Annotated in this window: 10 protein-coding genes; 2 read left to right on the forward strand and 8 right to left on the reverse strand. The window is 68.9% G+C overall.

Translation table 11 applies throughout. The features are described from left to right. Positions 1 to 80: 80 nt before the first annotated feature. The 3 genes from OXG79_07595 to OXG79_07605 all read right to left on the reverse strand — a co-directional run bounded on the left by OXG79_07595 (position 81) and on the right by OXG79_07605 (position 5,431). Positions 81 to 2,921, reverse strand: a complete 2,841-nt coding sequence (locus OXG79_07595) for a hypothetical protein (protein MCY3783635.1) — start codon at positions 2,919 to 2,921, stop codon at positions 81 to 83. A 43-nt stretch (positions 2,922 to 2,964) separates the two neighbouring features. Continuing rightward, complete coding sequence (locus tag OXG79_07600) at positions 2,965 to 4,221, reverse strand: Gfo/Idh/MocA family oxidoreductase (GenBank protein ID MCY3783636.1); 1,257 nt, start codon at positions 4,219 to 4,221, stop codon at positions 2,965 to 2,967. Between the two features lie 166 nt (positions 4,222 to 4,387). Next, complete coding sequence (locus tag OXG79_07605) at positions 4,388 to 5,431, reverse strand: PQQ-dependent sugar dehydrogenase (GenBank protein ID MCY3783637.1); 1,044 nt, start codon at positions 5,429 to 5,431, stop codon at positions 4,388 to 4,390. Positions 5,432 to 6,065: 634 nt separating this feature from the next. Between OXG79_07605 and OXG79_07610 the strand changes: the two genes are divergently transcribed. Then, the gene (locus OXG79_07610; protein ID MCY3783638.1) at positions 6,066 to 6,833 is read left to right on the forward strand and encodes an SDR family NAD(P)-dependent oxidoreductase; all 768 of its coding nucleotides are present in this window, start codon (positions 6,066 to 6,068) and stop codon (positions 6,831 to 6,833) included. 277 nt (positions 6,834 to 7,110) lie between these two features. Here OXG79_07610 and OXG79_07615 read toward each other — a convergent pair whose 3' ends face one another. The 5 genes from OXG79_07615 to OXG79_07635 all read right to left on the reverse strand — a co-directional run bounded on the left by OXG79_07615 (position 7,111) and on the right by OXG79_07635 (position 11,358). Continuing rightward, positions 7,111 to 8,586 carry a M81 family metallopeptidase gene (locus tag OXG79_07615; GenBank protein MCY3783639.1) on the reverse strand — a complete coding sequence of 492 codons (1,476 nt, stop codon included), beginning with the start codon at positions 8,584 to 8,586 and terminating at the stop codon, positions 7,111 to 7,113. 173 nt (positions 8,587 to 8,759) lie between these two features. Further along, positions 8,760 to 9,179 carry a type II toxin-antitoxin system VapC family toxin gene (locus OXG79_07620; GenBank protein MCY3783640.1) on the reverse strand — a complete coding sequence of 140 codons (420 nt, stop codon included), beginning with the start codon at positions 9,177 to 9,179 and terminating at the stop codon, positions 8,760 to 8,762. Then, a complete protein-coding gene (locus OXG79_07625; GenBank protein ID MCY3783641.1) occupies positions 9,176 to 9,472 on the reverse strand; it encodes a type II toxin-antitoxin system prevent-host-death family antitoxin in 297 nt (98 codons plus the stop codon). Before OXG79_07625 ends, OXG79_07620 begins: the two co-directional genes overlap by 4 nt. Before the next feature lie 84 nt (positions 9,473 to 9,556). Next, positions 9,557 to 10,030 (reverse strand): hypothetical protein, encoded by a 474-nt coding sequence (locus tag OXG79_07630; protein MCY3783642.1) that lies wholly within the window; start codon positions 10,028 to 10,030, stop codon positions 9,557 to 9,559. A gap of 377 nt (positions 10,031 to 10,407) precedes the next feature. Then, positions 10,408 to 11,358 carry a hypothetical protein gene (locus OXG79_07635; protein MCY3783643.1) on the reverse strand — a complete coding sequence of 317 codons (951 nt, stop codon included), beginning with the start codon at positions 11,356 to 11,358 and terminating at the stop codon, positions 10,408 to 10,410. 84 nt (positions 11,359 to 11,442) lie between these two features. Between OXG79_07635 and OXG79_07640 the strand changes: the two genes are divergently transcribed. Then, complete coding sequence (locus OXG79_07640; protein ID MCY3783644.1) at positions 11,443 to 12,132, forward strand: metal-dependent transcriptional regulator; 690 nt, start codon at positions 11,443 to 11,445, stop codon at positions 12,130 to 12,132. Positions 12,133 to 12,203 lie beyond the last annotated feature (71 nt).

Consider the following 12,203-nt stretch of genomic DNA (forward strand, 5'->3'; position numbering starts at 1 on the left):
CAGGCAATTGTGCCGCCGATGCGATGGTTGCCATCGGCATCGCGACCGCCGGGACAACGGACTCGCAGCGATGTCGAATCTCACGGGAGCCGCATTCCGTCGAGCACGTCTTCGAGAATCTCATACGACACGTCCCCAGTCTCCGAGACCCTTGTCCGCAGCACCGGGACAACGGCGGCGTCGCGCCAATGGTTCGGCTGGTGCTCATGCCGCAGGCGAAGCGCCAGCGTATAGCCGCCCGGCCCGAGTTTCGCTGCCGAGGATGCCAACGGCACGAAGTCTCCCTGGTCGTTGCGCACCGACAACTCGGACATCTGTGCGTCAAATTGATAGACGTGGGCCGTGGTTGCGCTGCCTGCCGACAGGAGTCCTGCAAACCACGCGGCAATCGTCGGCTCGCGGCCCTGGCGAAAGACCTCCGTCGGAATCGCCCACGGCGATCGGTCACCCTCCAGCACGACCCAGTCCTGGCTGGTCCACCCCTGCGAGGCGCGCTCGTCGAAGGACGCTCTGAACTCGATGCGGCCGTCCGCCACCGTCACGTCGGTCAGTTCCACCAGCACCGGAGGCTCGACCGACGGCGGACCAGTGGGAACCGGAGTGTTCATGAGCTGCGGCACCGCGCCGGCGGGCGCGTAAACCGCGACATCGTCGTGCCACCAAATCGGCGCCCGCGCGGAGGGGCCAAACATCCAAGCGCCGGCGTCGGTGGGTATCACGACGAGGTCGGGGGCTTCATCCGTCAGCCGATCGACCTGCCATCTCGCGGGAGGAATGACGTGGAGGAACAGCGGGTCCAGCTCGCCCACCAGCCGGGCATGCGACAGCGCGGCGCCGACGAGCAACGTGTCGTGGTCCCTGGGCGGCGTCACCAGATAGACCGTGGCCGATGGCGGCACGGCCTGCCGCAGCGCCTCGAAGGTCGCCGGATCGGGGGCAACGTCGAGGCTCGAGAACGCCCGTCGTACGCGATAGAGCGCCTGATGTTCGTCTCGGACCACCGGCTCGAACAGCCGAGGATCTTCGAGCCAGGCCTGCGCCCGCTGCGGCAACGTGGCCACCCACGAGTCGGTCGCATGCACATACTCGATGCCGAGCCGCCGGACGGCGGACGGCTCGAGATAGCCAAGCACATCGAGTTGCTCGGGACCGGGATGGTAGGTGTGGTAGGCCTGCCCGACGAAACCCGAGGCGTTCGGTCGGCCGGTGTGCACGCTCAAGGCCCAGGCATTCTTGAGGGAGGTGAAGATGCGCGCGTCGATTGGCGTGTGATCCCGGACGTAGTCCGCCACCGCTGGCGAGAGGTTTGGCATCGCGTATCGCAGCCTCTCGCGCTCCGGTGACGGTTGGGTAGCCTCGACAGGCGCGCGCGGGGCATTGGCCACTTCGACCCCGTTTGCCAGGGACATGCCGAGGATGCGAGCGGGTCTTGCGATCGTCGGCCAGACGAGCAGCAGTGCAAGAAGCCCGCCCGCGGCGTACCGCCAGCGGGGACGCAGGTGGACGAGCCCGCCGCCAAGGGCCAAAACCAGTGCCGCGAGCGCGAAGTAGCGGCCGTGCCCGGCGACTCGGTTCATATTCCAGGGCGCCGGCGGGTAGTCCAGCAGAATCCATGCCAGCGTGAACATGCCCGCCCCGAGCGCCAGCACCAGAATCAAGCGGTCTCGCCTTCCCACGACGGCCGCAACGCCCGCAACCATCAGCGGCCCGATCTCGGCGAGCAGACCCGAGCGGTGTGACAGCCGGCCAAGGGTGATGCCCAATTCGTCCGGCGCACGCGGCGCGAAGGCCACGCTCCCGGACGACTGACCGTCAAGGAGGCCGGAAAGCCCGCCACCGCCTCCGAGCAACAGGACTGCGGCAAGCGCCAGCGCCGCAGCTGATCGGAGCGCCGCGCTTCCGAGCGCGGCGCGGGATCGCCTCAGCCGGATAAGGTGGGCGGCCTCGATGCCGACCCATAACACGAGCACCACCGGCACGACGCCCGTCTGCGCCAGTCCCAAGAACCCAACTAGCGCCGCCGTCGTCAGTCGAGGGATCCACGCGTCACGGCAAGCGCCAATGGCCCGCTCGAGCACGACCAGTGACAGGGCATAGGCCAACGTGAACGTGGGCAGCCAAATGTCGGGCAGGGCGCCGGACGGCAATCGCAGACTCGGCGGCGGGGGCGGCCAGTAGGCTTCCCCAAGCGACGCGGCGGCCGCCGGCGACACGTCCGTGGGTATCGGAACGAGCACGGACAGCACACTGCGCATCCCCACCCACGACCAGGCGCCGGCGGTGATGAGCAGCGGTGCGACGACTACCACCGACGTCCACCCGCCGCGCCGCCAGAGCATCGTCACCACGATCAAGGCGAGGCTGATCCAGAAATACGCCCCAAGGATTTCGGACACGAAGGCGAAGTCGGGCCCCGTGGGCGGCGCCAGCAGCCCGGTCATCATGTCCACGCCGTAGTGATAGCGGAGCGGGACTCCCGGATTCCACGAAAGCTCGGGTGGAAATGCGCCGGCCCTGATGGAGGCGCCGACTCCGAGTGATTGATACGCATCGACGACGGACATCGTCTGGCGGCTGGCCATCGCCACCCAGAAAATGGCCACGGCCGCGACAGCAAACCCCGCCGCCACCCGGAGCCGCGGGCGAATGGGGCGGGGCGTACGCCAGACCACGTACGCGCCCAAGCCGAGCACGACCCCCCAGCCGACGAGAGCCCCGGCGAGTCCCGGGACAACGTGCAGGACGAGGCTGACGACGACGCCCCACAGCGCCGGGCCAACCACCAAACCCTGGGCCAGCGCCATCACATCGTCCGTCTGCCGCAGCGCCACCCGCGCCACTACATAACCCACGGCGGCCAGCACGACGAGTTCGGTGAGGAGCAGGAGCAAGCCCGGCAGGACCGCCGGATCAACGATCACTCAGGCACCCTCCGCCAGACTGTCAGCGACCGGCGCCACCGGCTCAATCGATGAGGCCGAGCTTTCGATCCGTCACGTCCTGGTAGGCGCTGACGCGGCCGCTGCGCACGTCATCGAGCGTGACCATCGCGCCGATTTGGCTCGATTCGTGCACCGCCAGCACCAGCGCCACGGCGTCCTCGCCGGCCTCGAGGTCGACCTCCACGGGGTTGCCGGAATCGGTGGCTTCGGCCAGCTCGCCAATCTCCAGGGCAATCAGCTTGCGGTCGGCTTGGGGAAACTGAAAGTCATAGCGCGCCATCCGGTCGCCGCCAAAGAGATCCGTCGTCAGCGGGTCCAGCGCAAAGTCGGGCGCGAGGGCGAGCACTTCGGCATCGTCCAGTGGCTCCGCGCCGCCCCGCCAGACTTTCAGCGGACGGCCGCTGCGCACGCCGAACGTTTCGAGCCGGCCCTCCGACCCCAGCACCGCGCTCAGGCTCTCGCCGCCATCCGGGGCCGAGAGCTCGAGTCCCCAGGTGCCCGCGGCGCCCGAGGCGAACCCCAGCATGGCCTGCAGCGAGTCGGGCGCGGTGGCCTCGAACGTGTCCGGCAATTCCGCACGGAATCGCGCGTACATGCCGCTGGGGGCTTCGTGGATGCGGCCGGTGGTGCGCACCGGCTCCAGCAGCCGCGTGATGCCGGCCACCCGGTCCACGGGGCCCATGAGGTACTGAATCATGTCGGCGTAGTGCACGCCCACATCCATCAGCGGGCCGCCGTCCTCCCGGAAATGCCGCCAGGGCGTGATGAGCATGGCGTCGCTGCCGCCGGCCCGCAGCTCGACAATGGAGCGCGGCTCGCCGATGGCGCCTGCGTCCAGCAGCGCGCGCGCGAGCCGGAGGATCGGGTCGCGCCGATAGTTCTCCGCGACCGAGACCAGGCGCCCGGAGCGCGACGCCGCCGCGCGAATTCGGGCGCAGCCTCGCATCGTGACCGCCAGCGGCTTTTCGACGAGCACGTGCAGTCCGGCGTCCAGCGCGTCGGCGGCCGCGACGTGATGGGCGCCGGCGGTCGTCACAATGTCCGCCGCCACGAGCTCGGGCCGCTGGGCTTTGGCCTCCGCAATGCTGGTGCAGGCGGCGGCGCGGTTGCCCAGGAGGTCGGCCACCTCTCCGGCCACGAACTCCGCCCGCTCGCGGTCCACGTCCACCACCGCGGCAAGCTCCACCAGGCCCGGACGCACGCGCGCCAGCTCCACGAAGCCCCGCAAGTGCCGCCGGCCCATCCCACCGCATCCGACCAATGCGAATTGGTGCCCCATGTCAACCCCTCGTGCTGGCCCTCGGACGATGATACGTGGGGCTTGGGGAACCTCTGAAATAGCAAGTGCCGCCGTCTTGGGTGGACCCTAATCCGTTCGCCCTGAGCTTGTCGAAGGGGTGGCCGAACGGACTGGGCTTCAGCCGACCGGCCGTCTCACAGAGTCCTCAGGTGACGGTGCGAAGGCGCAGCAGGCGGCCGGCGTCGTCGGTGATGTAGAGCTCTCCCGCCTCGTCCTCGCCAAACGACGTGATGCGGGCGTCGATCTCGCCCTGCAACGTCATCTGCCAAGCGCCGGCCGCATCGCGCCGCAGCGTCCACACGTTGCCGCTGCAGTAGTCGCCAAAGACGTACGCACCCACGAGCGCCGGGTGGGCCGTGCCGCGGTAGACGTAGCCACCGGTGACGGAGCAGCCCGCGTCCCGGCCATAGACGGCGATTGGCTCCGTAAAGCGCAGCGAGTTGCACTGGGGACTGCCCTCGACAAAGCAGCTGAAGCCCTCCATCAGCTTCCAGCCATAGTTCTCCCCACCGGATGACGAGGCCGGGGCGAAGTCAATCTCTTCGTAGAGGTTTTGGCCCACGTCGGCGATGTAGAGGTCGCCGGTGGCTCGATCGAAGGAGAAGCGCCAGGGATTGCGCAGGCCGTAGGCCCAGATCTCCCCGCGCGCCTCGGACACGCCCACGAACGGATTGTCGGACGGCACCCGATATACGCCCGGCTCGCTCACGTCGAGCCGCAGCAATGCGCCCAGCCAGGTATCGAGACGTTGCCCGTGATTCTGCGGATCGCCCGCCGCGCCGCCGTCGCCGAGCGCCATGTAGAGCATCCCGTCCGGCCCGAACGCCAGCATCCCGCCGTTGTGATTGGCAAACGGCTGCGGCTGCGTGAGCAGCACCTGCGCGGATGAGGGATCGGCCCGGTTGGGATCGGCCGAGACCCGGTACTCGGCCACCACCGTGGCGCCGCGCAATTGCGTGTAGTTGACGAAGAAGCGGCCGTTGGAGGCGTAGTCCGGGTGGAACGCCAGGCCCAGCAGCCCACGCTCGTTGGCCCGGGAGCTGACGATGCCGGTGATGTCTAGAAACGGGTCCGGCGCGAGTTGCCCGTCGGCCACGATGCGAATGCGGCCTTCCTTCTCGATGACGAACAGGCGGCCCGAGCCGTCGCCGGCGTGGCCGGCATAGACGGGTCGGACGAGGCCGCCCACGACGACATCGGCCGTGAGGCCGCGGAGCGGAGGCGGCGTTGGGGTCGGCGTCGGCGAAGGCGTGGGTGTGGGTGCCGGCGTGGGCGTGGGGATCGGCGTAGGCGCGGGGGATGGGGTCGGTGTCGGCTCGGGTTCCGGCGTTGGCGTTGGAGTTGCCGCCGGTGCTGTTGCCGGAGCTGGCGTGGCGGCTGAAGTTGCCGTCGGGGAAGGTGTGGGCGCGGCGGTCGCCAGAGGCGTCGGCGTCGCCGCGGGTGATGCCGTTGGCGAGGGCGAGGGAGCGGCAGCGACGACGCGAGTCGGGACTGGAGTGGCTCTGGGCGTGGCGGTCGGCACAGGCGTTGGCGACGGCTCGGGCCGCGCTGTCGGGCGTGGAACCACCGCCGCCGCGGTCTCCGCGGCTATCGGGGCAACCACCGGAACCGGCGTGGGGGACTCCGGACCGGCCACCGGCTCGACGCCGGCGTCGCAGGTGGCGCCGGCCATCAGGGCGAGCAGGATTGCGCCCAGCGCCAACCGGGCGAGATTCATGCGGCGGCGCCTCCCAATGCCTGAACGAAGCGCGTGGTCACGAGTGAGAGAATATCCGCCGTGAGCCGGAGCCACGACGGCCGGCGACCCAATCTGGCGGAAGCACATGGGAAGACTTCAAGGCAAGGCCGCGCTGATCACGGGAGGCGGCACCGGGATCGGGCGCGCCATCGCCCTGCGCTTCGCGGCGGAGGGCGCGCGCGTCGTCATCGCCCAACGCAACGCCGAAGCGCTCAACGCGACGGTCGCCGACATCGAGGCGGACGGCGGTTGGGCCCGAGCGGTGCCCACCGACATCACGCAAACCGACCAGGTGCTCGCGCTGGTCGATGATGCGATCGAAGCGACCGGCCGGCTGGACATCCTGGTCAACAACGCCGGACGCACCGGTCGCGCCGGAGCGTTTCTCGATGTCGAGCTCGATGTCTGGCGCGACTTCATCGAAACCAATCTCACCGGCCCGTTCGTCATCGCGCAGGCGGTGGCGCGCCACATGGTGGCCGCCCAAATCCCGGGCCGGATCATTAACACCGGCTCGGTGGACTCGTTCGCCTCGGAGATGCAGGCCGCGCCCTACGCCGCCAGCAAGGGCGGGCTGCTCATGCTCACCCGCAGCATGGCCATCGAGCTCGGCGGTCACGGCATCGCGGTCAATCTGCTGGCCCCGGGCCCGATCCTGGTGGACAAGAACGCCCCGCGCTATCAGGACCCGGCCCTGGTGGCCAAGCGCACCGAGGCGATCCCCCTAGGCCCCTTCGGACGGGTCGAAGACGTGGCCGCCGCGGCGCTCTTCCTGGCCAGCGACGAGTGTCAATACGTGACCGGCAGCGCCATCACCATCGACGGCGGCACCCTCGCCAAGGCGCACTTCTAGCAGATATCTGTCAACCCCTTCGCCTTGCAAGTGGTCTTTACATAATCCGGTAGGGGCGGGTCTCAGATCCGCCCGACGCCAAGCATTCGGCGCGCTTCCAGATTCGACCGGACTCGATTCCGGCCCCGAATCGAGCACGGGGCAGGCTCTTCGCCGGAATGACGGAGTGGTTGGGCAACAGTCCCTGGCATACCTGAACCCCGATCCGTTCGCCCTGAGCTTGTCGAAGGGCCATCGAACGGATTGGGACAAAGCCAACGGCCTTATACAGACCCGCCTAGAGCTCGACCTCATCCAGTGGCCAGATCGGCCGGCGCAGGCGGGTGTAGCGATGCTCCCGCGGATCGAACCGATGCTGCGCCGGGAACGCGACGCGATGCACGCTGCCGGCGATGGGCTCGTAGGCGCCGCGGAAGTGGTTGGCGGACTTGACGCCGATCCACGACAGGCGCTCGGGCTCGAATCCGAGCATGCGCGGTCCCTCCAGATCGAACACCTGCATTCGAAGCGTCGTCACCGCCACGTGGACACCGCCAATGCGCAGCAGCACCGACGGACCGAAGTCCTGCACCATGCCCGTATACATCGGACCCGTGATCGAGAAGCGCAGGTCGAGCAACCGCTCCACCACGGCCGTGGCGCGCACGGGCGGTCCCTGGTCCGGGGCCGACTTGCCGCCAATGTCCACGGTGATCTCCGCGCCCTCGCCGGCCTGTTGCGCGATGCCCACCACCTCCGCGTCGCACAGCGTGACGATGAGGGCGTTGGAAAGACCGGCATCCAGGAACGCCCGCAGCATGCCCACCGAGTCGCCCGGCGCGCCGCCGCCCGGGTTGTCCTGCGGGTCGCCGAACACGGCCGGCCAGCGGTTCATGGCGCGCGCCGACTGCAGCGCGTCGTCCCAGGAGTCGAGGTCGGGCAGGAACTTCTCGCGTTGGGCGTAGATCCAGCCGCCCAGCGCATCGGCCTCCCGCCGCGCCAGCTCCGCGTCTCGGTCGGCGACGACGATCACGGACGCCCCGGCGTCGTGGATGTCGGCCCACGGGAATCCAGGCGCCACCGACGCGGTGAGGATGCCGGGTTGCGCCTCCAGCGCGTGGGCGCGGGCGACGATCGTGTCGAACGGCTCGCGCCCGGTGAACTGGCCGCCGGTCCACAGCATCGGCAGCTGCCGCCACGCCATCACGGGGGACAGCTCGCCGCGCAGCGTCCCCACGATCATCTCCGAGGCTTCGAGCCCCCGCTCCAGGAAGTCGGTGTGCGGGTAGTTGTCGCAGGGAATCAGCGCGGTGGCGGCGTCGCACATGCGCTGGGTGATGTTGCCGTGCAAGTCCAGCGTGGAGATCACCGGCGGGTCGTCGCCGATCACCCCGCGGATGCCGCTGAGCAGATCGCCCTCGCCGTCCTCCACGTCCTCGATCACCATCGCGCCGTGCAGGTCCAGCAGCACGCCGTCCACCGGCCCCAGGTTGGCCAGACGCTCCAGGAACTCACCCCTCAGTCGCTGCCAGGCGTCCGACTCGACCGGCGCCGACGGCTCGGCGAAGGTCCACAGCACCGGCGCCAGCTCGAAGTCGAACTCCTCGGCGCCCGCGATGAATCCCCCCGCGCCCGAGTTGACGCCGCGATGCACGTCGATGATCTCGTCACCGCGCAGCAGTCCGCGTCCGGTCTCCGAAAACGCCGAATAGGGCGTCGCGACGGGCGTGAACGAGCTGGACTCGTGCGCGATGGCGCCAATGGCAATCCGCATGGGCAAGGCCTTAGGCGGGCATCCAAGCGTCCCGCCGAACCGTGGCACGCCCCCACGCCCACCGTCAACGCGCCGGGACGCGCTCCTGTCGCCCCCTCACGCCGCTGCCGCGCAGCGCAGGCCCGCGAGCCACGCTTGGGGCAATCTGCTGGATCTCACATTGCCGACGGTAGTCACGAGTACTCCCACGGGTTGACGACGTCGATGTCCATTCCCTCGAAGTCCCGAACATTGCGGGTGGCGATGGCCAAGCCGTGTGCCTTAGCTGTTCCCGCGATAAGCATGTCGGCGAGATTTGACGGCCGGCCTTTACGAGCCGCATCCGCCCGAAGCCGGGCCGCCCATTCCGCGCTGGCACGATCGAAGTCAAGAATCCGCTCCGCGTAGATTCCGAGAAACCGCGACAGGTCTGCCTGCAACCGGTCCCGGCGTCGTCCCTGCGGCGTGAGTTGAAGCCCGAACTCCAGCTCGTGCACGACGAGGGCTGCGAGCCAGAAATCAGCCTGTCGCGCGAGAAAGGCGACGACCCGGGGACTGGGGCGGTGCTTCATCATCTCCGACACGACGTTCGTGTCGAGGAGGAATCCGCTCAATCATCGCCCCAGTCGGCGTCATCCCAGTCGGCGAACGGAATCTCACGCTGGGATTCCTCACCGCGGTCCGGAACCTCGAGATTGGCGCCCCGCGGCATGTTCTCGACCAGCCACCGGCCCATGTGCATCTCGGGAGGCGACTTCTCCCGCCACATGCGCTCGGGCACGACGACGAAGGGCCGCCGCAGGCCGATGCGCTGCGGTCCTTCCTCCTCCGCCAGCCGCAGGACTTCCGACAGCTTGGCCTTGGCCTCGGCGACGGTCCAGGTGCGGTCTGATGCGTCGGCGTTCAATGGCAAGCCCCCTGTCGAATATGGACTAGTCTAGTCTAGTCCACATTTGCCCGTGACTCAGCCGGCGAGTGAGAAATCCGACCGTCAACGCGCCGCGGCGCGCTCCTGGCGAGACCCTGCGCGCGCCCGCCGCCTGCGGCCGGTGTATGCGTGCGCGGCGACGGCGAAGACGAATGCCACCCCAATCGCGACCGTGGGCCCGATCCAGGTTCCGGGCGTGATCCGCAGACGGTGGGCGTAGGTGATCGACCCGGGGCCGCCGGTGACGTCGACCTGGATGGTCCAGTCCACGTCCTCCGGCGCGCGCTCGATCATCTCGTAGACCGTGCCCGTGTAGATCGCGTCCCAGGGACCCAGCAGCCCGTCGGGCGTCAGGGCCATGATGGAGACCTGGGCATCGGTCACCCGCTCGCCGCTGCCGAGCTCGCGCAGGTCGATGGAGTAGTCGAGCCAGCCCTCGGTGAGAATGGCGAAGGCCCGGATCTGATAGGGGCCGCGATCACCGCTGAAGACCAGGCTGCCGCCGTGGGCGGCGGCGGCGCTGGGCAGGGCGAGCATGACGAGGGCGGCGAGAGTCAGGGCGATCAGTCGGCGACTTGCCCAAGGGACGCGCCTCTCGGTTCGACCGGAGTGGATTCCCGCCTTCGCCGGAATGACGGATGGGGCGGCGGCTACGAGGAGTCGACGGGCGTTGTGCCCCAACGCCTGCCCCTTAGATTCCTCGCTCCGCTCGGAATGACATGAAGATTCGGAACGACATGGAGATAGGGAATGACCTCGGGGGCGATAGTGGCGGTCGGAGTGGGTCCGGCGTTCGCGGTAGGGGCGGGTTTCAAACCCGCCCTTCCTCGCATTTGCCGGAGTCTCCTGCCGCAAGCATGCCGATGCCGGGGCGGCGCGGGATGTCCGTCCGACCGCCCAAGGGCGGCAACCGGTCACGACTCCGTCCCCGCCGATCCCACCACGCGCTGCAGCGCGGCTTCGAGCTCCGACGCTCCGACCATTCCTTCGAACCTCGCGCTGACGACGCCGGCGCGGTCGATCACGAACGTCCAGGGCTCCGTCTGCAAGCTCCAGGCCTGGAACGCCGACGTGGGCACCAGGCGCCCCTCGGCGCGGGCGATCCCAAGATCGAAGGGCTCCAGATGGATGAAGCGCATGCGGTCGCCGTAGGTCGCGTGCAGCGACGCAAGCTCTTCATAGACTGGCCCGCACATGTGGGCGACGCAGAAGCGCGGCGTGCTGAATTGCACGACGAGCGGGCGCCCCTCCCTCAGCGCTTCCGCCACCGTGACGGCGTACATGTCCGGCACCGGCTCCACCGCGCTGGACAACTGCTCGACATCGGCGACATCGACAAGCGTGGGGTGGTCAATGGGGGGCGCGGACACTCCCACGCCCAGCGCCGAAGGCTGGGCGACGACGTTGAACGCGGCCCCTGCCCGAAACGCGTCGGTGTCCGGCGGGTCGACGGTCAGCTCGGCGGACCAGATGCCGGGCGTGTCGAAATCGGCTGCCGCCACCGCGTAGTAGCCCCGCCGGTCGAGATGCATGTGGACAGAGCCATCCGCATGGATATGCGGGGTCGTGTTGCGAGTTTCATAGAAGGTCGCGGGCCGCGAGAACTTGAAATGCGTCGCTGGACCGTCCAGCCATGAGAAGCGGACTTCCACCGCCGCCTGCTCGATGCCGACGCCGTCGTTGGTGACCACCGTGAAGGGGAATCGGTTGGGGCCGACCACGAACTCCGTCGCCGTGGGAAAGACGTTGACGTCGGCGCGCTCGGCGGGTTCGCCGCAGGCCCCGGTCGCCATTCCCGCGACGGCGATTCCCATGCCCATGAGCACGCGTCGACGCGGAATGCCAACAGGTGTGGGGCGTCTCACCGACGCCCACAGTCTGGCGACGGCAAGCTGATACCCTCGTGACTCATTACCGAGACGCCCTCGCACTATAGCGGGCAAGCCGAGTTGGCAGCCGCACCAAAACTGACCGAGAGCGACCAGGATCACCTCCGCGCCATCTATGACGCGGGAGGCGGTCGCGCGCAGATTGCGATGGGCCGCGTGGCTAAGGTGGTGGGCAACTCACCGGCGTCGGTCACCGTGGCGGTCAAGCGGCTGCACGCGCGCGGCCTGGTGGACTACGAGCGCTACAAGGGCGTGCGCCTGACCCCCGACGGTGAGCGCATGGCGCTGGAGATGGTGCGGCACCACCGCCTGATCGAGCGGTTTCTGGTGGAGTTCCTCGGCTACGACTGGAACGACGTGCACGAGGAGGCCGACCGCTTGGAGCACGCCATCTCCGAGGAGCTGGAGCGCCGCATCGCGGCCAGGGTGTCGGACCCCACCACCGATCCCCACGGCGACCGCATTCCCACCGAGGCCCTGGAAGCCGTGGACGACGAGGCCGTTTCGCTCACCTCCGCCGCCGCGGGGCAGCGCGTCGCCGTGGCCCGCGTGTCCGACCGTGACCGGGCGATCCTGGCCTACCTCACCGAGATCGGACTGGTACCGGGCGTGCGGGTCGACGTGCGGGAGCGCCTGCCGTTCGACGGTCCGCTCGAGATCGGCATCGGCGACCGAACCCATCACCTGGGCCGGTCGGTGTCCGACCGCGTGTTCGTGCTGCCGGACGATTCGGTCGCGGACGGCGGCTAGCCTCCTGTAGGGGCGCCCCTAATGGGACTCGACCAGTAGCTCCGGTGTCATCCGGGACACTGGTCCCGCCT

The organism is Chloroflexota bacterium, from assembly GCA_026706485.1.
GTDB lineage: Bacteria > Chloroflexota > UBA11872 > UBA11872 > UBA11872 > JAJECS01.

Bases quoted from the DNA above. Each gene is read 5' to 3' on its own strand.
- OXG79_07615 (MCY3783639.1), bottom strand. From the start codon at position 8,586: ATGCGGATTGCCATTGGCGCCATCGCGCACGAGTCCAGCTCGTTCACG.
- OXG79_07610 (MCY3783638.1), top strand. From the start codon at position 6,066: ATGGGAAGACTTCAAGGCAAGGCCGCGCTGATCACGGGAGGCGGCACC.
- OXG79_07630 (MCY3783642.1), bottom strand. From the start codon at position 10,030: ATGCTCGCCCTGCCCAGCGCCGCCGCCGCCCACGGCGGCAGCCTGGTC.
- OXG79_07600 (MCY3783636.1), bottom strand. From the start codon at position 4,221: ATGGGGCACCAATTCGCATTGGTCGGATGCGGTGGGATGGGCCGGCGG.